General features: G+C 66.3%; 19 protein-coding genes and 1 tRNA gene. 10 read left to right on the top strand and 10 right to left on the bottom strand.

The window, feature by feature from the left end; all coding sequences use genetic code 11:
- The first annotated feature begins 10 nt into the window (after positions 1-10).
- The 5 genes from ACODRZ_RS12080 (at position 11) to ACODRZ_RS12060 (ending at position 7,395) form a co-directional block, all read left to right on the top strand.
- A complete protein-coding gene (locus ACODRZ_RS12080) occupies positions 11-1,807 on the top strand; it encodes an IlvD/Edd family dehydratase (RefSeq protein ID WP_488972659.1) in 1,797 nt (598 codons plus the stop codon).
- 92 nt (positions 1,808-1,899) lie between these two features.
- Positions 1,900-2,754, top strand: coding sequence for an SMP-30/gluconolactonase/LRE family protein (locus ACODRZ_RS12075; RefSeq protein ID WP_488972658.1), 855 nt, complete (start codon positions 1,900-1,902; stop codon positions 2,752-2,754).
- 101 nt (positions 2,755-2,855) lie between these two features.
- The gene (locus tag ACODRZ_RS12070; protein WP_488972657.1) at positions 2,856-4,058 is read left to right on the top strand and encodes an efflux RND transporter periplasmic adaptor subunit; all 1,203 of its coding nucleotides are present in this window, start codon (positions 2,856-2,858) and stop codon (positions 4,056-4,058) included.
- An 8-nt stretch (positions 4,059-4,066) separates the two neighbouring features.
- A complete protein-coding gene (locus tag ACODRZ_RS12065) occupies positions 4,067-6,016 on the top strand; it encodes a MacB family efflux pump subunit (RefSeq protein ID WP_488972656.1) in 1,950 nt (649 codons plus the stop codon).
- 2 nt (positions 6,017-6,018) lie between these two features.
- Entirely contained in the window at positions 6,019-7,395 is a 1,377-nt protein-coding gene (locus ACODRZ_RS12060; RefSeq protein WP_488972655.1) for an efflux transporter outer membrane subunit, read from the top strand.
- Here the strand turns inward: ACODRZ_RS12060 and ACODRZ_RS12055 are convergent.
- Both ACODRZ_RS12055 and ACODRZ_RS12050 read right to left on the bottom strand, forming a co-directional pair.
- Positions 7,381-8,466, bottom strand: coding sequence for a tetratricopeptide repeat protein (locus ACODRZ_RS12055; RefSeq protein ID WP_488972654.1), 1,086 nt, complete (start codon positions 8,464-8,466; stop codon positions 7,381-7,383). The two genes, ACODRZ_RS12060 and ACODRZ_RS12055, sit on opposite strands and share 15 nt — an antisense overlap.
- 265 nt (positions 8,467-8,731) lie before the next feature.
- Entirely contained in the window at positions 8,732-9,805 is a 1,074-nt protein-coding gene (locus ACODRZ_RS12050) for a helix-turn-helix transcriptional regulator (RefSeq protein ID WP_488972653.1), read from the bottom strand.
- 152 nt (positions 9,806-9,957) lie between these two features.
- Here ACODRZ_RS12050 and ACODRZ_RS12045 point away from each other — a divergent pair, with 152 nt between their 5' ends.
- Positions 9,958-10,644: a TetR/AcrR family transcriptional regulator gene (locus tag ACODRZ_RS12045; protein ID WP_488972652.1), complete on the top strand. Its 687-nt coding sequence runs from the start codon at positions 9,958-9,960 to the stop codon at positions 10,642-10,644.
- Here the strand turns inward: ACODRZ_RS12045 and ACODRZ_RS12040 are convergent, their stop codons facing one another.
- The 3 genes from ACODRZ_RS12040 to ACODRZ_RS12030 form a co-directional block, all read right to left on the bottom strand.
- On the bottom strand, positions 10,645-12,252 hold the full coding sequence (locus ACODRZ_RS12040) for a phospholipase D family protein (RefSeq protein WP_488972651.1): 1,608 nt from the start codon (positions 12,250-12,252) through the stop codon (positions 10,645-10,647). It abuts the gene before it with no gap.
- 116 nt (positions 12,253-12,368) lie between these two features.
- Positions 12,369-12,445 (bottom strand) — tRNA-Met (locus tag ACODRZ_RS12035).
- A gap of 109 nt (positions 12,446-12,554) precedes the next feature.
- Complete coding sequence (locus tag ACODRZ_RS12030; protein WP_488972708.1) at positions 12,555-13,118, bottom strand: 2'-5' RNA ligase family protein; 564 nt, start codon at positions 13,116-13,118, stop codon at positions 12,555-12,557.
- A 95-nt stretch (positions 13,119-13,213) separates the two neighbouring features.
- On the opposite strand from ACODRZ_RS12030, the gene ACODRZ_RS12025 reads away from it, so the two are divergent.
- Positions 13,214-13,624, top strand: coding sequence for a sugar transporter (locus ACODRZ_RS12025; protein WP_488972709.1), 411 nt, complete (start codon positions 13,214-13,216; stop codon positions 13,622-13,624).
- Between the two features lies 1 nt (position 13,625).
- On the opposite strand, the gene mltG is transcribed toward ACODRZ_RS12025, so the two are convergent.
- The 4 genes from mltG to aspS form a co-directional block, all read right to left on the bottom strand.
- Positions 13,626-14,600 carry an endolytic transglycosylase MltG gene (mltG, locus tag ACODRZ_RS12020; RefSeq protein ID WP_488972710.1) on the bottom strand — a complete coding sequence of 325 codons (975 nt, stop codon included), beginning with the start codon at positions 14,598-14,600 and terminating at the stop codon, positions 13,626-13,628.
- Positions 14,601-14,604: 4 nt separating this feature from the next.
- Positions 14,605-15,864, bottom strand: a complete 1,260-nt coding sequence (gene fabF, locus ACODRZ_RS12015; RefSeq protein WP_488972711.1) for a beta-ketoacyl-ACP synthase II — start codon at positions 15,862-15,864, stop codon at positions 14,605-14,607.
- A gap of 179 nt (positions 15,865-16,043) precedes the next feature.
- Complete coding sequence (locus ACODRZ_RS12010) at positions 16,044-16,280, bottom strand: acyl carrier protein (protein WP_007679564.1); 237 nt, start codon at positions 16,278-16,280, stop codon at positions 16,044-16,046.
- Positions 16,281-16,463: 183 nt separating this feature from the next.
- On the bottom strand, positions 16,464-18,278 hold the full coding sequence (gene aspS, locus ACODRZ_RS12005; RefSeq protein ID WP_488972712.1) for an aspartate--tRNA ligase: 1,815 nt from the start codon (positions 18,276-18,278) through the stop codon (positions 16,464-16,466).
- 175 nt (positions 18,279-18,453) lie between these two features.
- Between aspS and ACODRZ_RS12000 the strand changes: the two genes are divergently transcribed.
- From ACODRZ_RS12000 to ACODRZ_RS11990, 3 genes are all read left to right on the top strand, one after another.
- Positions 18,454-18,795, top strand: coding sequence for a hypothetical protein (locus ACODRZ_RS12000; RefSeq protein WP_488972713.1), 342 nt, complete (start codon positions 18,454-18,456; stop codon positions 18,793-18,795).
- A gap of 65 nt (positions 18,796-18,860) precedes the next feature.
- Complete coding sequence (rnd, locus tag ACODRZ_RS11995; protein WP_488972714.1) at positions 18,861-20,054, top strand: ribonuclease D; 1,194 nt, start codon at positions 18,861-18,863, stop codon at positions 20,052-20,054.
- A 196-nt stretch (positions 20,055-20,250) separates the two neighbouring features.
- Positions 20,251-21,147 carry a hydrogen peroxide-inducible genes activator gene (locus ACODRZ_RS11990; RefSeq protein ID WP_488972715.1) on the top strand — a complete coding sequence of 299 codons (897 nt, stop codon included), beginning with the start codon at positions 20,251-20,253 and terminating at the stop codon, positions 21,145-21,147.
- Positions 21,148-21,250: 103 nt separating this feature from the next.
- On the opposite strand, the gene ACODRZ_RS11985 is transcribed toward ACODRZ_RS11990, so the two are convergent.
- Positions 21,251-22,414, bottom strand: coding sequence for an MFS transporter (locus ACODRZ_RS11985; protein ID WP_488972716.1), 1,164 nt, complete (start codon positions 22,412-22,414; stop codon positions 21,251-21,253).
- Between the last annotated feature and the right edge of the window lie 12 nt (positions 22,415-22,426).

The following is a 22,426-nucleotide window of genomic DNA, read 5'->3' as shown; positions in this document are numbered from 1 at the left end:
ACGACAAACCATGACCGATACTCCTGCTCCCAAGCTGCGCTCGCGCGCCTGGTTCGACAATCCCGACAACATCGACATGACCTCGCTCTATCTCGAGCGATATCTGAACTTCGGCCTCAGCCTCGAGGAACTGCGTTCGGGCAAGCCGATCATCGGCATCGCCCAATCGGGCAGCGACCTGTCGCCCTGCAACCGTCACCACCTCGTTCTGGCCGAGCGCATCCGCGAGGGCATTCGCGAGATGGGCGGCATCGCGCTGGAATTCCCGGTCCACCCGATCCAGGAAACCGGAAAGCGCCCCACCGCCGGGCTCGACCGCAACCTGTCGTACCTTGGCCTCGTCGAGGCGCTCTACGGCTACCCGCTCGACGGCGTGGTGCTGACCACCGGCTGCGACAAGACGACCCCGGCGATGCTCATGGCCGCCGCCACGGTGAACATTCCCGCCATCGCGCTGTCGGTCGGCCCGATGCTCAACGGCTGGCACAAGGGCGAGCGCACCGGTTCGGGCACGATCGTCTGGAAGGGCCGCCAGATGATGGCGGCGGGCGAACTCGACGCGGACGGCTTCATCAAGCTCGTGGCCTCCTCCGCGCCCTCGACCGGCTACTGCAACACGATGGGCACGGCGACGACGATGAACTCGCTGGCCGAGGCGCTGGGCATGATGCTGCCCGGTTCGGCGGCGATCCCCGCACCTTACCGCGACCGCCAGGAATGCGCCTACCACACCGGCAAGCGCATCGTGGACATGGTGCGGGAGGACCTGAAACCCTCCGACATCCTGACCCTCGACGCCTTCCACAACGCGATCGTCATCAATGCCGCGATCGGCGGTTCGACCAACGCACCGATCCACCTTGCCGCGCTGGCCCGCCACGTCGGCGTGGACCTGCCGCTCAAGGACTGGGAGCGCCTTGGCCACAAGATTCCGCTGCTGGTGAACCTACAGCCCGCCGGTGAGTATCTGGGCGAGGACTACTACCACGCGGGCGGCGTCCCTGCCGTCGTCGCGCAGCTGATCGGCCAGGGGCTCATCAAGGAGAGCGCCCTCACCGTCAACGGCAAGACCATCGGCGACAACTGCCGCGACGCCACGATCGAGGACGACAAGGTCATCAAGACCTTCGACCAGCCTCTGGTGGAAGAGGCGGGCTTCCTGGTCCTGTCGGGCAACCTGTTCGACGCGGCGATCATGAAGACCAGCGTGATCTCCAAGGAATTCCGCGACCGCTACCTGTCGAACCCCGCCGACCCGGATGCCTTCGAAGGCCCGGCGATCGTGTTCGACGGTCCCGAGGACTACCATCACCGCATCGACGATCCGGCGATGGGCATCACCGCCGACACGCTGATGTTCATGCGCGGCGCGGGGCCGATCGGCTACCCCGGTGCGGCCGAAGTCGTGAACATGCGCCCGCCCGCCTACCTCATCACCGAGGGCGTCAGCGCCCTGCCTTGCATCGGCGACGGTCGTCAGTCGGGCACTTCGGGCAGCCCTTCGATCCTCAACGCCTCGCCGGAGGCGGCGGCGATGGGCGGCCTTGCACTGCTCAAGACCGGCGACCGGGTACGCATGGACCTCAAGGCCGGCAAGGTCGACGTGCTGATCTCCGATGAGGAGATGGCCGCACGCCGCGCCGAACTGGAGGCTGCCGGCGGCTACAAGTACCCCGCTTCGCAGACGCCGTGGCAGGAAATCCAGCGTGCCCTCGTGGGCCAGATGGATACCGGCGCGATCCTCGAAGGCGCAGAAAAGTACCAGCGCATCGCCCAGACCATGGGCCTGCCGCGCGACAACCACTGATCCAGCATAAACCCCGTCATTCCCGCGAAAGCGGGAAAGACGGGGTTTTTATGGGCCGACAGATCAGCGGCCTCGACACGGGAGAGAGAACTATGGCCCTCTGGCGCAAGATCGAGCGCGACGTGCGCGACACCCTCGGCGAAGGCGCGCTGTGGTGCGCCCGTGATCAGGCGTTCTACTGGGTCGATATCCTTGCCCCGGCGCTCAACCGGCTGACGCTGGCGGACGGCCGGATCGAGCGCTGGGACATGCCCGCGCCGCTCGGCTGGGTCGCTCCGCGTGCTTCCGGCGGCTTCGTCGGCGGCTTCCGTGACGGCGTTGCATCGATCACGCTCGATCCGCTGACCATCGGCGAGCGCTCCGATCCTGAGCCGCACCTGCCCGGCAACCGCATGAACGACGGCAAGGCCGACCGCCACGGCGCCATCTGGTGCGGCACCATGGACATGGCCGAGGAAGAGGTTTCGGGCTCGTTCTACCGCCTCTCGCCGCAGGGCGAGTGGCAAGTCGTCGATACCGGCTACACCGTCACCAACGGCCCGGCGTTCTCGCCGTGCGGGAACTGGCTCTACCATACCGATTCCGGTCGCCGCACGATCTACCGCTTCGCGCTCGACGAACACGGCGCCCGTGATCGGCAGGAGTTCATCCACTTCTCGGAGGACGACGGCTATCCCGACGGCATGACCACCGATGCGGAAGGTTTCCTCTGGGTCGCCCACTGGGACGGCGGCCGTATCAGCCGCTTCGCCTCGGACGGGACCCGCGACCGCTCGATCGATCTGCCCGCCCGGCGCATCACCAACATCGCCTTCGCCGGGGAGAACTTCGACCGCATGTTCGTGACTTCCGCTGCGACGGGCCTGCCGGAATCGGAATTCGACGGCGCGCTCTACGAAGTCGATGCGGGCGTGACGGGCAACCCCTCGGGCATTTATCACGGCTGATCCGCAAGGCTGCTCTTTGTCGCAAGGATTTGCGCAAACGTTACACATTGCTACCAAAATCCCTGCTTACAAGTTGTCCCGCAGCGGCCATACGGAGCACCATGTTCACCACTCGTCGTATCGTGATCGGTGGCGTCGTTCTCGGCGCGTGCATCCTCCTTCTCGTCTGGAAGCTGTTCCTCGCCGCTCCGGCCGAGCCTGACGTCGCGACCGTAAAGGTCGCGCGCGGGGCGCTCGAACGTACTGTCGAGGCGACCGGCACGCTGGAGCCCAAGGAACTGGTCAGCGTCGGCGCGCAGGTTTCCGGCCGCCTCGACGAACTGAACTTCAACATCGGCGACGTCGTCCACAAGGGCGACCTCATCGGCCTGATCGATCCGCGCACCCAGACCAACAGCCTCGAGACCGCCCGCGCCGACCTTGCCAATATGCAGGCGCAGGCGGCATCGGCGAAGGCCACGCTGGCGCGCACGCAACTGGCGTTCAATCGCCAGAAGATGCTCGGTGCGGGCGAGGCGACGTCGCAACAAGACTTCGAGACGGCACGACAGGAACTGCAGTCCGCACAAGCCAGCTACGACGCCCTGCAGGCGCAGATCCGTGCCGCCAGCGTCAGCGTCAACACCGCCGAAGTCCAGCTGGGCTATACCAAGATCACCGCACCGATGGACGGCGTCGTCGTCGCCGTGGTCACCAAGCAGGGCCAGACCGTCAACGCCAACCAGTCGGCGCCGACGATCGTGATCCTCGCCAAGCTGGACGTCATGACCATCAAGGCCGAGGTCTCCGAAGCCGACGTCATCAACGTGAAGCCGGACCTGCCGGTCTATTTCACCATCCTCGGCGATCCCGACAAGCGCTACGAAGCCAAGCTGCGCATGATCGAACCGGCGCCGGAATCGATCGTCGACGAAGTCAGCACCAGTTCCAGCAGCTCCTCGTCCAGCAGTTCCTCGTCGAGCACCGCGATCTACTACAATGCGCTGTTCGAGGTGCCCAACGAGGACAACCGCCTGCGTGCGCTGATGACAGCCAAGGTCACCATCGTCCTCGACCGCCGCGCCAATGCGCTGACGATCCCCGCTACCGCGCTCGGCGCGAAGGACAAGGACGGCGCCTATGCCGTCCGCGTGAAGACCGATGACGGGAAGATCGAAAGCCGCAAGGTCAGGATCGGCCTCAACAACAACGTCAACGTCGAGGTCCTGTCCGGCCTCAAGGAAGGCGAGAACGTCGTCATCGGCGAGGCCAAGGCCGACAGCGGAACGAGCGGTCGCCGCCGCATGGGGCCGCCGGGCTTCTGAGGCGGGTGATGGAACCCGCCCCGCTTCTCTCGCTCTCGCACGTCCGGCGCGAGTATCCTTCGGGTGACGGCGTCTTCGCGGCGCTTAAGGACATCGACCTGACCATCGAGGCCGGCGAGATGGTCGCCATCGTCGGCCAGTCCGGTTCGGGCAAGTCCACCCTGATGAATATCCTGGGCTGCCTCGACCGGGCGACCTCAGGATCGTACCGGGTCAACGGCCGCGACACCGCCAAGCTGGAGCCCGACGAACTGGCCGCGCTGCGCCGCGAGCACTTCGGCTTCATCTTCCAGCGCTATCACCTGCTGACCGACCTCTCCGCCCTCGGCAACGTCGAGGTTCCGGCAATCTATGCGGGCAAGCCGCGCGGCGAACGCGCGTCGCGCGCAGCACAGATCCTGTCCCGCCTCGGCCTCGGCGAGCGGACCGGGCACCGGCCGGGCCAGCTTTCGGGCGGCCAGCAGCAGCGTGTCTCGATCGCGCGCGCGCTGATGAACGGCGGCGAGGTGATCTTCGCCGACGAGCCCACCGGCGCGCTCGATTCCGCCAGCGGCGTGGAAGTCATGGCGATCCTCGGCGAACTCCACGCCGAGGGCCACACCGTCATCATCGTCACGCACGACATGCACGTCGCGGAGCACGCCGAGCGCATCATCGAGATCCGCGACGGCGAGATCATCGACGATCGCCGCACCGCCCAGCCCAAGACCGCGCCCGCCCTCGCCCCGCCGCCAGTCGGCGCCAGCGGCTTCGGCCAGCTAGCCGACCGTTTCCGCGAAGCGTTCCGCATGGCCGTGCTCGCCATGTCGGCGCACAAGCTGCGCACCTTCCTGACGATGCTGGGCATCATCATCGGCATCGCCTCGGTGGTCTCGGTGGTGGCGCTGGGCAACGGCTCGCAGGCCAAGATCCTCTCCGACATAGCGGGCCTCGGGACCAGCACGCTCACCGTCTATCCGGGCAAGAGCTTCGGCGACATGCGATCGGGCAAGATCCAGACGCTAAAGGACAGCGACGCCGAGGCGCTCGGCCAGCTCTCCTACATCGACAGCGTGACGCCCAGCGTCTCCACCAGCGTGACCGCACGCTACCGCAACGTCGCGGCGACCGCACAAGTCAGCGGCGTCGGCGCCGACTACTTCCGCGTGCGCGGGTTGACGCTCAATTCCGGCAGCCTGTTCGACGCACAGGCAGTGCGCCAGCTGGCGCAGGATGCGGTGATCGACGAGAACACGCAGAAGACCCTGTTCCCCGATGGCGAGGACCCGCTGGGCAAGGTCGTGCTGCTCGGCAAGGTGCCCGTGCGCATAGTCGGCATCGTCGGCACCCAGCAGCAGGGCTTCGGCGGCAGCGACAGCCTGACCGCATACGTCCCCTACACCACCGCGATGAGTCGCATGCTGGGCCAGAGCTACGTCTCCAGCATCACCGTGCGCATCAGCGACAATGTCTCGACCTCGGCAGCGCAGGACGCCGTGACGCAGCTGCTGACCCAGCGGCACGGCACCGTCGATTTCTTCATCAGCAACTCCGACGACATCCGCGCCACGATTACCAGCGCCACCCAGACGATGACCCTGCTCGTCGCCGCGATCGCGGTGATCTCGCTGGTCGTCGGCGGCATCGGGGTGATGAACATCATGCTGGTCTCGGTCACCGAGCGCACCGCCGAGATCGGCGTGCGCATGGCGGTGGGCGCGCGCCAGTCCGACATCCTGCAGCAGTTCCTGATCGAAGCGATCCTCGTCTGCCTGATCGGCGGCGTCATCGGCGTCGGCCTGTCGCTGGCGTTGGGCGTGGTGTTCTCCTACTTCGCCTCCGACTTTGCGATGGCCTATTCGACTACCTCGATCGTCGCCGCCTTCGCCTGTTCCACCCTCATCGGCGTCGTGTTCGGCTTCCTGCCCGCGCGCCGTGCGGCCCGGCTCGATCCGGTCGACGCCCTTTCGAGAGACTGACGATGCGCCCTCACCTTCTTGCCGCGCTGGCGCTGTTACCGCTGACCGCAGGCTGCGGCGGCGTGGTCCGCTCACACTATGCCGCGCCCACGGTGCCAGTAGCCGCGAACTGGGATGCCGGCGTGCTCGGTGCCCCGCAGAAGGCCGGCGCACCGTGGTGGAACGAGTTCGACGACGCGGCGCTGACCGCCCTTGTCGACCAGGTCCTTGCCGACAACGCCAACCTTGCCGCTGCGGGCCTGCGCCTCAAGCGCGCGAAGCTTTCGTCGGACCTCGCACGGCAGGCGCTGTTGCCCAGCCTTTCGGCCAATGCCTCGTCGGACGCATCCAAGGCGCTGGAAGGCGGTTCGGCATGGAGCAAGAGCAGTTCCGCCTCGCTCGGCGCATCGTGGGAGATCGACCTGTTCGGCCGCCTCGATGCTCAGGCCGACGCTGCCCGCTGGGAAGCGCAGGCGACCGCGCAGGACCTTGCGGAAACGCGCCTGGCGCTGATCAGCACCACGGTTCAGGCGTGGTGGCAGCTGGCCTATGTCAACGAGCAGATCGCACTGGGCGAGCAAAGCCTCGCCTATGTGCGCCGGGCGCTGGCACTGGTGCAGCGGCAGTACGACGCAGGCGCCGTCTCGCGCCTCGAACTGCGCGACGCGCAGCAGACCGTGGCCGCGCAGGAATCCTCGCAGACGCAGCTGGTGCAGGCCCGCGTCGAAGCGCTCAAGACCATCGCCGCGCTGCTCGCCCGGCAGGACTATGAAGGATCGGAACCGCAGGCTCTGCCCCAGGCCGACCTGCCCGCCATCGCGGCGGGCGTCCCGGCCTCGCTGCTCGCCAACCGCCCGGACCTTGCCGCCGCCGAACTGCGCCTGCGCTCCACGCTGGCGACGAGTGACGCCACGGTGGCGAGCTACTACCCCAGCTTCAGCCTGACCGGCGCACTCGGCACGGCCAGTTCCTCGCTGCTCAAGTTCTTCATCAACCCGGTCGCCAGCCTCGGCGGCGCGCTGGCGCTGGCGGAGTTGAACCCGGCCAAGGTGCGCCTCGCCACCGGAGTCGCGCGGGCCGACTACGACATTGCCGTGCAGGACTTCCGCCAGACCTTCTACGATGCCCTGCGCGACACGCAGGTTTCGCTCTCGGCGCGCGATCAGTACATCCGGCAGGCTCAGTTCGCGGAGCAGAACTACGACGCCGCCGTCGATGCCGAGGTCCTTTACGAACGACAGTACCGCGCTGGCCTCATCCCCCTGCGTGACTGGCTTGACGCTCAGGAGCGTGCCCGCAGCGCGCGCAGCAGCCTCATCCAGAACCGCTACAACCGGCTGGTCGCGCAAGTGCAGGTCTATCAGGCTCTCGGCGGGCAGGTTCCTTCAGCGGGAAGCTAGACGCAGCGCGTTGGCGCTCACCCGCCGGTCGATCATTGCGGCGATCTCGGGATCGTCCTTCCACGCGGCGCGGATGCGCGGGATCAGCGCAGCGTCACCCCAGGCCTCATGCGCCCGATCGGCCGCTTGCAGAAGCTCCACCACGGCGCCTCGTTCGCGTTGCAGCGACGCCACCAGCACCGGCCATGCCCGGCTGCGCGAGCCATCGGCAACGTCCGCCAGCGCCTGCGCATAGACGACGCCCAGCAACTGCCCTCGTGTCGAATGCGCCAACTCGGCCGCCTTCGACAGCAGCCGCGCATCGGCCCGCGCGTTAGCGAAGCGGGTGAAGTGTCGCACGTAGCCCGCACTGTCGCCATCGACGAGGGCGATCACTGCCAGGCAATCCTGTGCGACCGGAAACTCGGGATGGGTCGTGGCGATTTCCTGCAGCGTGGCAACGGCGATCGCATCCTCTCCAGCCGACCACTGGGCCCAGGCAAGGTCGGTGCGGATCGGCAGGGAACCGGGCTCCAGCAGGGCGGCACGCTCAAGCTGTGCCAGCGCGGCGCCGTGGTCGCCGTGATCGCTGAGGATATTGCCGTACCAGAAGTGCGAGAGCACATCGTTCGGATCGAGCGCGAGCGCCCGCGCGAAGCGCCGCTGCGCCTGTGCGAAATCGTGGTCGCGCCAATAGGCGATGAAGCCGAGCAGGCGATGCCCCGAGGCGAGGTCCGGGTCGAGGCGCACCGCCGCCAGAGCCGCTTCCCGCGCCTGCCGGAAGGCATCGGCGTCCGCCCTCCCCCCGAACTCGCGCGAGAGGATCAGCGCTTCGGCGAGCCCCGCGTGCCCGGGGGCGAACCCGGGCGCCTGTGCCGTCACCCCTTCGAGCAACCCGATTGCGCGCTCAAGCCCCGCCGTCTCCCGATCCGCCACGAGGTCCTGCGCCACCAGCAGCCGCCCGCCGATGGTAGGGTCGGACGGCAGTTCGGATGGAAAACCCGTCGCCGCCGACGCGCTTCCCGTGATCGAATAGGTATTGCTGGCCGCCGCCATGAACATGCCCGCCGCCGCAAGCAGCGCCGCCGCCATCAGCACGCCTTCGAACGCCTCGAACCGGCGGGGCTCCGATATGGCTGCGTCACTGGAAAATTCGCGTGAGGAGAGGCCCTCCGTCCACGCTGGACCATTGGTAGAGCCTGCCCTGGTGCCCCCACCTGAACCGACTCGCATCGACGGCACGTTCATCATGGAACCCACCATTCCGCTTTCGGGCACCCCCTGTGATGCCCTCCCCAAACGCTTAGGCGCTAACCCCCGGCCCCGCATCCACCATCTGTTTAGGTCCTGCGTCTTTTCAGTCCGGAGAAATCGTCCCAAAACGGTGCACCAGGCTGGAAAGCCCCGCAAAACTGCGTGTCCCGGTCTTCTCGTAGATGCGGTGAAGATGGGTGCGCGCAGTCGCCCGCGCCATGCCCTGCCGGTCTCCGATCGCGGTGATATCCCCGGTATCGACCGCATCCCTGAGCACCCGCAGTTCGGTGGCCGTCAGACCATATAGGCTGCCGATCGCATCGAAGGCGATGGCGCGCGGCAGATCCACGCGGGTCACATGCACCGCGAAGGTGGCCGCCGGTCCTTCCGCAAGGTCGCCGAATCGAGACGTGTCGAGCCGCCGCGATTCGAGCAGCACGCGGATCGCACCGGCATCATCCCCGGGACTGACCTCCACCGCGACCGGCTCACCCCGCGTGATCGCACGGGTGATGGCGCTGCCAAGTACACCCTCGCCGATCGGCTCGCCGATGCGCAGGCGCAGCAGGGGGACAAGCGCCGGAGCTGCCTCCAGCAGGACATGTTCGGCACTCAGCAGCAGGATCGCACTGCCGGCGCTTCCCGCGAAGGCCCTGTCGGCGGCGGCATGTTCCTGCGCACGCACGAGGTGGCTCTGGATGTAGATCGCGCGGCGCAGATGCGGCACCAGCGCCCCCAGCCTTGCGCATTCGGCCCTGGTATAACGTCCTGCCGGCTCGCGGCGCAGCAGGGCGAGGCTGGCGATGATGCCCGGCCGCTTGATCAGGTTTACCGCCAGGTTATCGACGATCCCCTGCGGCGCCAGGTATTCGCGATAGAAACTGCTCGCGCGGACTTCCGGCGTCTGCAGCAGGTCCCAGGCGGGGCGGCACTCGCCCTCGGGAATGGCATGGAGGTGCGGCAGCAGCACGTCTTGCGCCGCATAAGTCTCGACATAGCGGCCGAGCCATACCGGGTCATTGCCGAACTGGAACTGGAAGCCGACCTGCCGATCCGGATCGCTCCAGCCGATGAAACCCGCCTGCGCGCCCATCATCGCGCCCAGCCCCTCGATAAGCGCCGGAAACCGGGCGCGATCGAATGCCGCGTCGTAAATTTCCCCAATTCCGAATGACATGCCGCTCCCTGTCGCCGCCAGACGATTCCGCCAGATTGCCGCTCCCGTCACCTTTGTCGAGCACCGAACCCGCTGCTCCATGATTTCCAGAGGGTGAATTGCCCCATCTTTTTGCGTCGGTGCATCTGGCAGCACCGGCTGTAGCAGGCATAATGGCTGGCATGATCGAGCCGATGAAGACGCCGCGCACGTCCGCCAGGGGAGAGGCGACGCGCAACCAGATCCTCGACGCTTCCGAAGTGCTGTTCGCGCAAAGCGGCTATCTCGGCACTTCGCTGCGAGACATCGCGCAGGAGGCGGGCGTGCGCATGGGGCTGGTGCACTACCATTTCGGCAACAAGCACCTGATCCTCGACGCGGTGCTGGAACGCAAGCTGGCCCTGCTGCGCGACACCATCGCCGCCAGCTTCGCGCGTGCCGAAAAGGAGGCAGCGGCGACATCGGGCAAGCTCGGGCTGGAACAGATCGTCACCGCCTTCATCCTGCCGTTCCTGCAGTCCGCCTCGCGCCCCGAAGACCCCTTGCGCAACTACATGGTCATGACCTCGCACCTGATGAGTTCGTACCGCCTGCCCGAACTGCGCCCGATCCTCGCCAAGCTCTCGGTGGTGTCGCAGATCCTGATCGACCGCCTGCGCGAACATCGCCCCGATATCGCCGAGCGCGAACTGCTCGCCGGAATCTATCTTATCGAGGCGGCACTGGTGTTCATGGTGCAGGATCCCGGGTTCCTCGACGATATCAGCGAGGGACACCACTCTGTCGCTCGGCTGGAGGACATGGCCGGCCCGGCCCTGCGCTTCTTCGCCGGTGGGCTCGAAAGCCTCGGCGCGCCGTGATCACAGCAACCAGCTGATCGGCAGGCGCGATGCGCAGCCGATCAGCAGGCTGTCGAAGAAGCCCAGCCCCGGCTCACACAGGCCGCTGCCGCGCTCGCCCGTCCAGTTCAGGCGCCCCCTCGCGTCGAGCGTGACTTCATAGGCTGCGCCCGGAACGATCGTCTCGAACGCCTCGGCCACCTGCCCGGCCAGCACCGGGCTGTAGATCACGAAGCCAAGCTCGGTATTCAGCCGCAGCGAACGCGGATCGAAATTGAACGAGCCTACGAACAGCCGCTCCCGATCGGCGGTGATGGTCTTGGCATGGATCGTCGCCGCGCCGGATCGCAGAGCCGCGAACGAGCCGCTGCCCGTCGGTCGCAGACGACTGCCGATGCCGAGGCGATTACCCTGCCGTCGCTGCTTCTTCGACGGGGCATCGCGCACTTGCGCCGCCGTCTCGAACAGCCGCACACCTGCCCGCAGCAGCCGCTTGCGCCAGGGAGCATACCCCGCGTGGACCAGCGCCACGTCGGTCGCGGAATAGCCGTTGGTAAGGACCGTCACCTTCACGCCCGACCGGGCATAGTCGGCAAGCTGGTGCGTCCCCTGCTCTCCCGGCACGAAATACCCCGACACAATGGTCATCTCTTCCCGCGGCCTTCCGATCGCCCCGTCGAGCTTTCCGGCAAGCAGATTGCGGTACTCTATGTCACGCACGACCTTGGCGGGATCGTCGCTGATCATGCGCACCTGTGCCCATTCGACGGTAAGGGTGCCCGCGATTACCTGCTTGACCAGAGGAAGGCTGTCCAGGCGCTCGACATAGCGGCGGGCGGAGACATCGCGCTCCACCACCGACGCGCGCGAACGCAGCTTCGCCCGTTTGTGGCGGCCCAGGATCGGCAGGATCTGACGCGCCGGGTAGGCCGATTCGCTGGTCCAGTAGCGCTGGAAATCCGCCTCGACCTCGCGCGCGACCGGGCCGATCGCCAGCACATCGAGATCCGCGAAGAGCGCACCGTCGCCCGCCCCGAAGTATTCGTCGCCGATGTTGCGCCCGCCCACGATGGTGACGGCGCCGTCCACGGTGAAGCTCTTGTTGTGCATCCGCCGATTGAGCCGCCCGAAATCGACGAGGAAGCCGATGGCCTTGGGGTAGCGGATGCGGAAGGGGTTGAAGAGGCGCACCTCGATGTTGCGGTGGGCATTGAGTGCCGCCAGCACGCCGTCCAGACCGGCGATGCCGTTGTCGTCGAGCAGCAGCCGCACTCGCACCCCGCGCTGCGCCGCCTCATGTACGGCCTCCAGCAGCAGGGTTCCGGTGCGATCGCCGTGCCAGATGTAATACTGCAGATCGATCGTGCGCTCCGCCGCCTTCACCAGCAGCAGACGTGCGGCAAAGGCGTCGACCGCGTCGGACAGAAGGTGCACCCCGGAAAGCCCCGGATGGTGCGCCGCCCGCTCCTGCGTGATACGCGAAAGCGTGGTATCGCCGGTGGCAGGGGGCGGAATTTCGGAGGAGGCCCGGCGACGCGGCAATCGATTGGCCCGAATCAAACCGAATCCGGCGGCAGCAAGCCCGCTCATTCCCAGCAGCGCCACCTGCCATCGCCGCAAAAGGGCCATTCACATACCTCAGTCTCACCCCGCCCCGACGTGGTAGAAGGGAGAGCAACCGCATGTAAACCCATGCCCTGTGACAAACGGCAGGGCAAATTCCATACGTGGTGATTTGGGAGGGATGGTAGCGGAGGAGGGACTCGAACCCCCGACACGCGGATTATGATTCCGCTGCTCTAACCGACTGAGCTACTCCGCCATACCAGGGCCGCTGCGAGGAACGGTTCCGATCCGGCGCCCCGTTGCTGCGGGGCAGGCCGCGTCCTCTAGGGGCAAGGTTCGCATCGGTCAACACCGAAAAAGCACCTTCAACCACGAAAAGATACGAGGCGGATCGGACGCCACAAACCGTCCTCCCATGCATAGAGTCCAAAGCCGCGAAAACGGAACGTGCGCGGCTGGAACTGAGGGGCCAGGTCAGCCTGCAGCGCCCTCGCCGCCTGCGCCGTCACCTTGTTCTGGATCGTCACGTGAAGCCGCAGTGGCTGCGCATCCTGCTGCGTCAGAAGGCCGTGCATCCGATCGGCGATACGGTCGTGCAGCGCCACCATCTCCGGGCTTTCGATGGAAAGGGCCGTGCCGGTGCCCAGCTTCATCAGTCCGCCGATCCGTGCAGGGGGCGGTGCAGTACGGGCAAGGCTTCCCAACAGTTCGACCAGTTCCTCTTCAACCGAGGGCGGCAGCGCGTGGAACAGCGTGACATGGGCGCGCAAGCGATTCCGGTCGGGCGGGTAGTGCGCGCGCCTTAGGGCATCGGCCCAGCCAAGCACGTCTGACGGCAACTCGGCAGTCACGAGCAAGGGCGCGCCCGCCTTGCGCGGCCCGGTGGCGATCCAGTTTGGAGCCGGCCAGTCAGCCGTTTGCTCAGTCATCGTGAAATTCCGCCGCCCCTCCCGAATCCGTCCCGATTGCCAGAAAGAGCCATGCAAGGCAAAGTTCGCGCCGGGAGTGCATGAAGGGGGAGCAGATGCGAACGTTCCGCGTGATCTCGATAATGATCCTGATCTGGAACCTGATCGGCGACTCCGCCTATCTGATGCAGGTCAATGCCAATCTGGACGATGTCGCGAAGACGGACCCGGTCACCGCTCAGGCCTTCGGCTCGATGCCCGCATGGGCCTGGGCCGCTTATGCCGTGGCGGTCTGGGGCGGCACGCTGGGGGCGATCCTGCTGCTGATGCGGCGCGAGATCGCATGGGTGTTCTTCGCCGCGTCGCTGGCAGGGGTAGTGGTTCAGTTCGGCTGGAGCTTTTTCGGCTTCGGCATCGTCGCGGCAAAGGGATGGTCGACGGCGGTGTTCCCGGCCGTGATCTTCGCCATCGCCCTCGCCTCGCTGCTCTATGCGCGGGCGAAGGCGAAGGACGGAACCCTGCGCTAGCTTACAGCTCGCCGCGCTCGCGGCGGATGGCGAACCATTTGGCGACGTTGCGGTTGTGCTCGGCCAGAGTGCCCGCGAAGGCGTGGCCGCCAGTGCCGTCCGCAACCATGTAGAGCGCGTCGGTCTTCGCCGGGTTCAGCACCGCCGCGATCGATTCGCGGCTGGGGTTGGTGATCGGCCCCTTGGGCAGGCCGACCATCGTATAAGTGTTGTAGCCGTTCACCGCCTGGATTTCCGACTGGAGGATGCGGCGGCCCAGACGCTTGCCCTTGGTGATCGGGTAGATGATCGTCGGATCGGCCTGCAGCAGCATGCCGGTCCGCAGTCGGTTCGAGTAGAGCCCTGCCACCATGCGCCGTTCGGAGGGCTTGCCGGTCTCCTTCTCGACGATCGAGGCGAGCACGATCGCCTGCTCGGGCGTCTTGACGACGAGACCCTTGGCGCGGTTCGCCCAGAGTTCCTTGAGCGTGCGGCTCATCGCCGCCTGCATGCGCCGCACTAGCTCCTCACGCGGCTCGCCGTTCTCGAAGTTGTAGGTGTCGGGCAGGATCGAACCTTCTTCCGGCACCGCAACATCCCCGGTCAGCGCCGTCTGTGCCTTGAGGCGATCATAGACCATGACCGAGGGCATGCCTTCGGGGATCGTCACGAAGCGCCGAATGATCTCGTCGCTGGAGATGATCGCCAGCACGGCCGAGGGGCTGGCGTGGGCGGGAATCGCGAACTCGCCCGCCTTGATCCCGCTGCCGCCGCCGAACACCCGCGCGCGCAGCTTGAAGCCGGAAGCGGAGGCGATCACGCCCTGCTTCTCCAGCCGGTCCGCCACGTCGCCAAGGCTGGCGCCGGTGGGGACGACGAAGTGCTTGTCTTCTTCCAGCGGGCCGGAGCCGTACCAACCGCCGAAGAAGGCCCAGAGGCTCCCGACGAAGAGTACGGCGACGACTGCCGCCAGGCCGCATCCGCGCCGGGAGATCATGGGCTTAGTCGATCTTGCGCATCACCAGGCTGGCGTTGGTGCCGCCGAACCCGAAGCTGTTGTTGAGGACCGCGCGCACTTCGCGCTTGCGGGCGACGTGGGGCACGAGGTCGACGCCCTCGCAGCCCTCGTCCGGGTTGTCGAGGTTGAGGGTCGGCGGCACGATCTGGTCGCGCAGTGCGAGGATGCAGAAGATCGATTCGACCGCGCCCGCGCCGCCCAGCAGGTGGCCGATGGCCGACTTGGTGGAGCTCATCGAGACATTGCCGATGGCATCGCCGAACAGGCGGCGCACGGCGCCCAGTTCGATGGTGTCGGCCATGGTCGAGGTGCCGTGGGCGTTGATGTAGTCGATGTCGGCGGGCGTCATGCCGGCCTTCTTCAGCGCCATCTGCATCGAGCGATAAGCGCCGTCGCCGTCCGGGTGCGGAGCGGTGACGTGGTAGGCGTCGCCCGACAGGCCGTAGCCGATCACTTCGCAGTAGATCTTCGCGCCGCGCGCCTTGGCGTGCTCGTACTCTTCCAGAACGAGGACACCGGCGCCCTCACCCATGACGAAGCCGTCGCGGTCCTTGTCGTAGGGGCGGCTCGCCTGTTCGGGGCGGTCGTTGTAGCTGCAGTTGAGCGCGCGGGCCTGCGCGAAACCGGCGATGCCGATCGGGCACACAGTCGATTCGGCGCCGCCCGCCAGCATGATGTCGGCGTCGCCATCACGGATCATGCGCGCCGCATCGCCGATCGAGTGCGCCCCAGTCGAGCAGGCGGTGACGACCGCGTGGTTCGGACCCTTGAGGCCGTACTTGATCGAGACCTGGCCCGAGATGAGGTTGATGAGGCGGCCATGGACGAAGTGCGGGGAGACGCGGCCCGGGCCTTTGTCGGCCAGCACCAGCGATTCGCTCTCGATGCCCGGCAGGCCGCCGATGCCCGAACCGATCGAGCAGCCGGCCATGAGCTTGTCTTCCTCGCTCATGTCGGTGAGCCCGGCGTCTTCGAGCGCCTGGCCCGCGGCGTCGATGCCGAAGACGATGAACGGATCGACCTGACGCTGAATCTTGTGATCGACGCGCTTGCCCGGATCGAAGCCGTATTCGTGATCGGCGGGCTTCACTTCGCACGCGATCAGGCACTTCTGGCCCGTGGTGTCGAACTTGGTGATCGGACCTGCGCCCGACTTGCTCGCGAGGATGTTGGCCCAAACGGTCTCCACGTCAGCGCCCAGGGGGGTGACGAGACCAAGTCCGGTTACGACGACACGACGCATATGCTCTCCGAAAATCTCAAATGGCCGCATCCGGTCGTCGGGAAACCGACGGGCCGAAAACGGCGACAGGCCCGCCCCCTTAAAGGGCGAGCCTGCCGATTTCAATCCGGTGTTGCATTCCGGCCCCACCCCTCACGGGCAGGACGCAGGAATGCAGGCCCGAAATCAGACCGAAGGGCTTAGCCCTTGTTCTCTTCGATGTACTTGATGGCATCGGAGACGGTGCTGATCTTCTCGGCGGCATCGTCCGGAATCTCGACGCCGAATTCTTCTTCGAACGCCATGACCAGCTCGACGATGTCGAGCGAGTCGGCGCCCAAATCGTCGATGAAGCTGGCGTCCTCGGTGACCTTCTCGGCTTCAACGCCGAGGTGCTCGACGACGATCTTCTTAACCCGATCGGCGGTATCGCTCATTTGTATAGACCCCTTCGGTAATAGGCGGGTTTGAATTACGCCAGTCGCCCTAAAGACTGGCGCGCGCGCTGGCAAGGGCCTTGGCGCGACGGCGGATGCCGGGATACCTCGCGTTATCCACGGTTGACCCGGTTTTCAAGCGGTGAACGCCCGTCCCCCGTCTCCGGAGGAAGTGCTCGACGCTTATTCGGTCGCGGCAGCCTTGGCGGGGGCGGCCTGCTTGACCGGCTCCACCACGCGCAGGTGCAGTTCGCGCAGCTGCTTGGGTTCGGCATGGCTCGGCGCGTTCATGAGGAGATCCTCGGCGCGCTGGTTCATCGGGAACAGCGTGATCTCGCGCAGGTTCTGCGCGCCGCACAGCAGCATCACGATGCGGTCCACACCGGCCGCCATGCCGCCGTGCGGCGGGGCGCCGTACTGGAACGCGCGGTAGAGGCCGCCGAAGCGGTCTTCCACGTGCGCTTGCGTCAGGCCGGTCATCTCGAACGCCTTGACCATCAGTTCGGGCGACTGGTTGCGGATCGAGCCCGAGGCGATCTCGAAGCCGTTGCAGACCAGATCGTACTGGAACGCCTTGATCGTCAGCGGATCCTGGTTCTCCAGCGCGTCCATCCCGCCTTGCGGCATCGAGAACGGGTTGTGTGCGAAGTCGACCTTCTTGTTGTCCTCGTCCCATTCGTAGAACGGGAAGTCGACGATCCAGCACAGCTCGAAGCGGTCCTTGTCGATCAGGTCAAGCTGTTCACCGACGCGGGTGCGTGCGAGACCGGCCAGTTTGGCGGCCTGCTCTTCCTTGCCCGCGGCGAAGAATACGCCGTCGTTGGGGCCGAGGCCCAGCGCTTCGATCAGCGCGGCGGTCTTTTCCTCGCCGTGGTTCTTGGCGATCGGGCCGCCGGGGACGCCGTCCTTGATGTTGATATAGCCGAGGCCGGAGTAGCCCTCACCGCGTGCCCAGACGTTCATGTCGTCGAAGAACTTGCGGCTGCCCGCGCCTGCGCCCGGAGCCGGGATCGCGCGAATCGTGCCACCGTTGGCGACGATGCCTGCGAAGATGCCGAAGCCCGATTCGACGAAGTGTTCGGTCACGTCCTTGATGAGCAATGGGTTGCGCAGGTCCGGCTTGTCCGAACCGTAGTCCAGCATCGCTTGCGCGTGCGGGATGCGGCGGAATTCACCGGCCGGGGTGACGGGCTTGTCGCCCGCGAACTCGGCGAAGGTGGCGCGCAGCACCGGCTCCATCGTCTCCCAGATTTCCTCCTGGGTGACGAAGCTCATTTCGAGGTCGAGCTGGTAGAATTCGCCCGGCAGACGGTCGGCGCGCGGGTCCTCGTCGCGGAAGCAGGGGGCGATCTGGAAGTAACGGTCGAAGCCCGCGACCATCAGCAGCTGCTTGTACTGCTGCGGCGCCTGCGGCAGCGCGTAGAACTTGCCGGCGTGGATGCGGCTGGGCACCAGGAAGTCGCGCGCGCCTTCGGGCGACGACGCGGTCAGGATCGGCGTCGAATATTCGGTGAAGCCGGTGTCTTCCATGCGGCGGCGCATGTCGCGGATGATCTGTGTGCGCTTGACGATGTTGGCGTGCAGCGTCTCGCGGCGAAGATCCAGGAAGCGGTACTTGAGGCGGATGTCCTCGGGATACTCCTGCTCGCCGGCAACCGGCATCGGCAGTTCCTCGGCCTTGCCTAGCACGGTGGCGACGCGGGCATAGACCTCGATCTGGCCGGTCGAGAGGTTCGGGTTCACGGTGCCTTCCGAACGCGCCTTCACGGTGCCCTCGATCGTCACGACGCTTTCCGCGCGCAACGAATCGAGCACGGCCAGCGCCGGGCTGTCGCTATCAGTCACGACCTGCGTGATGCCGTAGTGGTCGCGCAGGTCGACGAACAGGACGCCGCCGTGGTCGCGCTTGCGATGGACCCAACCCGAGAGGCGCACGGTCTGGCCGACCTCGGCCGCGCTCAGGGCGCCGCAGGTGTGGGAGCGGTAGGGATGGGTCATGTCGGGCTCTTCAAATAAGCGAAATCAGATAAGCGCGCCCACTAGTCGACTGAGGCCACGATTTCCAGCCGTGGATTTACCGCAGGCCGTCGAAGCGCCCGGTAACTTCAAATAAACCATTGGTCCGCTAAATCCGCGCGCACGGGTCGACACACCAAAAACCGGAAGAACGCAGATGTTTGCTGACGGCAAGCTGGACGAGATTCGCTTCCACCCGACGGACAGCGAGGAAGCGGGACTATATCACGAATGGGCCGATGCGCCGGTTTCCGCGCCTGCCCCTTCTCTGGCCGAGCCCGAATTTCCGGCCATGCTCGACTTGCGCGAACTCGCCGATCCCGAGGCTGATCCGGGGCATGAGCCCGAGGGCCTGTACCTGCCCCTGCCTTATGGCCACACCACCGGATCGCAGTTGCGCCACCGCTTCGTGACCGCCGAAAGCATCGCCGAACTGGCCGGCACGGAGAAGCCCAGCCTCGTGTCCAGGCTGTTGCGACTTCTCCCCGGTCGGAAATAAACTGCGACAAATCGGTTACACGGGGCGTTGATCCCCCGCGCGGTTAGGCGTAACGCCCTCGTTCAATGAAAATTCACCCGCTGATAACGAAAACCGAAGATCTTGCCGCCCTGTGCGAGCGTCTTGCGAAATCCGATTTCGTGAGCGTCGACACCGAGTTCATGCGCGAGAACACCTATTGGCCCGAACTCTGCCTCGTGCAGATCGCCAATACCGAGGAAGCCGCCGCGATCGATCCGCTGGCGGACGGCCTCGACATGACTCCGCTGCTCGACCTGCTCACCAACAACGAGGACGTCCTCAAGGTCTTCCACGCAGGCGGTCAGGACGTGGAGATCATCTTCAACTTCACCGGCCGCACGCCGCACCCGATCTTCGATACGCAGATCGCGATGATGGCGATCAGCCAGTCGGAGCAGATCGGCTATTCCAACCTCGTCGAATCGTGGCAGGGCCTGACGATCGACAAGGGTGCCCGCTTCACCGACTGGTCGCGCCGCCCGCTGACCGACCGCCAGATCGAATACGCGATCGGCGACGTCACGCACCTCTCCAAGATATTCCCCAAGATCCTCAAGCGCCTGATCAAGACCGGCCGCGGAGCGTGGCTGGATCAGGAGATGGAAAAGCTGGCCGACCCGGAGAACTACCGGAACGACCCCAAGGAAGCCTGGCACCGGATCAAGGCCCCCGGCCGCAACCCGCAAGTGCTCGGCCGCCTGCGCGCGATCGCCGAATGGCGCGAACTGGAAGCGCAGGGCAAGAATATCCCGCGCGGCCGCATCGCGCGTGACGAGACGCTGGCCGACATCGCCAGCCACCCGCCCAAGCAGCAGGCCGATCTCGCCAAGGTACGCGGCCTCTCGCAAGGCTGGAAGGACAACGAGATCGGTCGCCGCCTGATGACCGCCATCGCCAAGGCGGAAGCCCTCACCGACGACGAGATGCCGCCCCGCGCCCCGCGCGGTGCTCCGCTCGGCAAGGAAGGTGCGCTGGTCGCGGACCTGCTCAAGCTGCTGCTCAAGATTCGCGCCCGCGAGATCGACGCCGCCGCGCGTTTGCTGGCCCGCAGCGACGAACTGGAACTGCTGGCGGCGGGCGTTCGCAAGAACCTCAGCCTGTTGCAGGGCTGGCGCTACGACGTGTTCGGCCGCGATGCGCTCGATCTGGTCGAGGGCAAGCTCGCCTTCGCGGTGGAGAACGGCAAGCTCAAGATGACGCGCGTGGAAGACGTCGTCGACGATACCGTGGCCGAGTAAGCCCACCCCGCTGCGACTAGGCAGCAAGCTGCCAAGTCTCGCTCCCCTCCCGCAAGCGGGAGTGGCAATACCGCAATTTTCCTTCTCCCCTCCCGCTTGCGGGAGGGGCCGGGGGTGTGGGCTCTCTTCCTCCCCATCTTCCGCATTGCACAACGCCGCCCTTGGCGAAGTCGCGCGAGCGTGCAATAGCCACCACATGACCGTCTACCAACCGACGCTCAAGCAGCTCCAGTATCTCGTCTCGCTCCACGAGCACGGCCATTTCGGCCGTGCCGCCGATGCCTGCTTCGTGTCGCAATCGACGCTTTCGGCGGGCCTGCGGGATCTGGAAACACTGCTCGGCGTAGTCCTCGTGGAGCGCACCAAGCGCGCCGTCCGCTTCACCCCGCTGGGCAATGCCGTCGTCGAGAAGGCCCACCGCATCCTGCGCGAGACGGAGGAACTGTCCGAACTCGTCCAGTCAAGCGGCAAGCCGCTTTCGGGCGAGGTTCGCATGAGCGTGATCCCGACGATCGCACCGTTTCTGCTCCCCCGGATGCTGCCGCGCCTGCGCCGCGAGCGCCCGAACCTCAAGCTGTTCCTGCGTGAGGAGCCGAGCCAGGCGGCGATGGAATCGCTGCACCATGGCCGCGCCGACTGCGTGCTGCTGGCGCTGCCCTATGCGACGGGCGAAGTGGAAAAGGAGACGATCGAACTCGACGCCTTCTTCGTCGCCTTCCCCAGCGACGACCCGCGCAATCCCCCCGCCGAGGTCAGCCCCGACGTCATCGACGAGAATCGCCTGCTGCTGCTGGAAGACGGGCACTGCCTGAAAGACCACGCCCTCGCCGCGTGCAACCGGCCCGAACTGCGGGCCAGCGCGACGATGATCGGCACCTCGCTGCATACGCTGGTGCAGATGGTCGACAATGGGCTGGGGCTGACCATGCTGCCGGAAATGGCGCTCGACGCAGGGATTCTCAACGGCACCAACGTCGTGGCCCGCCCCCTGCTCTCGCCCAACGCCAATCGCGAGATCGCGCTGGTGTGGCGAAAGAACTCTCCGCGGGCTGACGAATTCCGGATGCTGGCGGACGAATTGCGGGCGGGCTGACGCGGGCTTTATGTTCCGGGGGCTTCGACAAGCTCAGCCTGAGCGGGGTTTAAAGACTGGCTCTCCATACCGCTCAGGCTGAGCTTGTCGAAGCCCTGGCGTCCTAGCGCCGCCGCAGCGTCTGCAAGGCCACGCCGAGCGTCGAAAAGCCGATCCCCAAGGCCGAGACCCCGCTCCAGCCCCACTGGTGCCATGCCGCCGTGGCCGCGCCCGAACTCGCCGCGCCGGCGAGGAACATCATCGCCATGTAGACGGTGTTGATGCGCGATCGCGCCTCGGGGCGCAGCGCGTAGATGATGCTCTGGTTGGAAATCTGGCTGAGCTGCACCGCCACGTCGAGCACCAGAACGCCCACGATCAGCCCGGCGATCGAGTGCCAGAAGCCGAAGATCAGCCAAGCCGCCAGCGTCATCACCGTGCCCAGCACGATCGCCGGATGCGGGCCGCGCCGGTCGGCAAGCCGCCCTGCGACCGGCGCTGCGAGCACACCGGCGGCCCCTACGATCCCGAACAGCCCCGCCGCTTCCGGACCAAGTCCGAAGTGCTCCTGCAGGCGCAGTGCAAGCGTGGTCCAGAACACGCTGAAGACGCCGAACAGGCAGCACTGCGTGTAAGCGGCAAGCCGGAGCGCGGGAAATTCGCGCCACAGACCCCAGAGCGAACGCAGCAACCCACCATAGCTGAGCCCGGTATCCTGCGGGCGGCTGCGCGGCAGTTGGAAGGCCATGAGCAGCGCAGTCAGCAGGGCCAGCGGCACGGCAAGCCAGAACATCTCCCGCCAGCCGAAAACCCCCGCCACGAAACCCGCCAGCGTGCGGCTGAGCAGGATGCCGCAAAGCAGACCCGCCATCACCGTGCCGACGATCGCGCCGCGCTTTTCGTCAGGAGCGAGATTCGCCGCGAACGGCACGATCTGTTGCGCCACCGAGGCAAGCAGCCCGACCAGCAGCGAGGCCGCCAGCACCAGCCCTGCACTCGGCGCGATGGCCACGAGCGCCAGTGCGACGGTCAATGCAAGGCACTGCAGCACGATCAGTCGCCGCCGCTCCACGAGGTCGCCCAGCGGCACCAGCACGACGAGGCCGAAAGCATAACCCAGCTGCGTCGCGGTCGGCACGTATGTCGCCGCCGCGCCCGCGAGGTCGCGCTCCATCAGCCCGATCATCGGCTGGTTGTAGTAGATGTTGGCGACGGTCAGTCCGGCAGCGACGGCCAGCGAGAAGACGACCGGCCGACTGGGGCCGCTGACGGCACTGGGCGCCGACATGGTGCTGGACGC

This window comes from Novosphingobium sp. FG90, from assembly GCF_057808725.1.
This window is presented reverse-complemented; position numbering and strand designations above follow the sequence as displayed.

Coding starts and splice junctions, on each gene's coding strand:
- ACODRZ_RS12080 (WP_488972659.1), top strand. CDS start 11: ATGACCGATACTCCTGCTCCCAAGCTGCGCTCGCGCGCCTGGTTCGAC.
- ACODRZ_RS12075 (WP_488972658.1), top strand. CDS start 1,900: ATGGCCCTCTGGCGCAAGATCGAGCGCGACGTGCGCGACACCCTCGGC.
- ACODRZ_RS12070 (WP_488972657.1), top strand. CDS start 2,856: ATGTTCACCACTCGTCGTATCGTGATCGGTGGCGTCGTTCTCGGCGCG.
- ACODRZ_RS12065 (WP_488972656.1), top strand. CDS start 4,067: ATGGAACCCGCCCCGCTTCTCTCGCTCTCGCACGTCCGGCGCGAGTAT.
- ACODRZ_RS12060 (WP_488972655.1), top strand. CDS start 6,019: ATGCGCCCTCACCTTCTTGCCGCGCTGGCGCTGTTACCGCTGACCGCA.
- ACODRZ_RS12055 (WP_488972654.1), bottom strand. CDS start 8,466: ATGGCGGCGGCGCTGCTTGCGGCGGCGGGCATGTTCATGGCGGCGGCC.
- ACODRZ_RS12050 (WP_488972653.1), bottom strand. CDS start 9,805: ATGTCATTCGGAATTGGGGAAATTTACGACGCGGCATTCGATCGCGCC.
- ACODRZ_RS12045 (WP_488972652.1), top strand. CDS start 9,958: ATGGCTGGCATGATCGAGCCGATGAAGACGCCGCGCACGTCCGCCAGG.
- ACODRZ_RS12040 (WP_488972651.1), bottom strand. CDS start 12,252: ATGGCCCTTTTGCGGCGATGGCAGGTGGCGCTGCTGGGAATGAGCGGG.
- ACODRZ_RS12030 (WP_488972708.1), bottom strand. CDS start 13,118: ATGACTGAGCAAACGGCTGACTGGCCGGCTCCAAACTGGATCGCCACC.
- ACODRZ_RS12025 (WP_488972709.1), top strand. CDS start 13,214: ATGCGAACGTTCCGCGTGATCTCGATAATGATCCTGATCTGGAACCTG.
- mltG (WP_488972710.1), bottom strand. CDS start 14,600: ATGATCTCCCGGCGCGGATGCGGCCTGGCGGCAGTCGTCGCCGTACTC.
- fabF (WP_488972711.1), bottom strand. CDS start 15,864: ATGCGTCGTGTCGTCGTAACCGGACTTGGTCTCGTCACCCCCCTGGGC.
- ACODRZ_RS12010 (WP_007679564.1), bottom strand. CDS start 16,280: ATGAGCGATACCGCCGATCGGGTTAAGAAGATCGTCGTCGAGCACCTC.
- aspS (WP_488972712.1), bottom strand. CDS start 18,278: ATGACCCATCCCTACCGCTCCCACACCTGCGGCGCCCTGAGCGCGGCC.
- ACODRZ_RS12000 (WP_488972713.1), top strand. CDS start 18,454: ATGTTTGCTGACGGCAAGCTGGACGAGATTCGCTTCCACCCGACGGAC.
- rnd (WP_488972714.1), top strand. CDS start 18,861: ATGAAAATTCACCCGCTGATAACGAAAACCGAAGATCTTGCCGCCCTG.
- ACODRZ_RS11990 (WP_488972715.1), top strand. CDS start 20,251: ATGACCGTCTACCAACCGACGCTCAAGCAGCTCCAGTATCTCGTCTCG.
- ACODRZ_RS11985 (WP_488972716.1), bottom strand. CDS start 22,414: ATGTCGGCGCCCAGTGCCGTCAGCGGCCCCAGTCGGCCGGTCGTCTTC.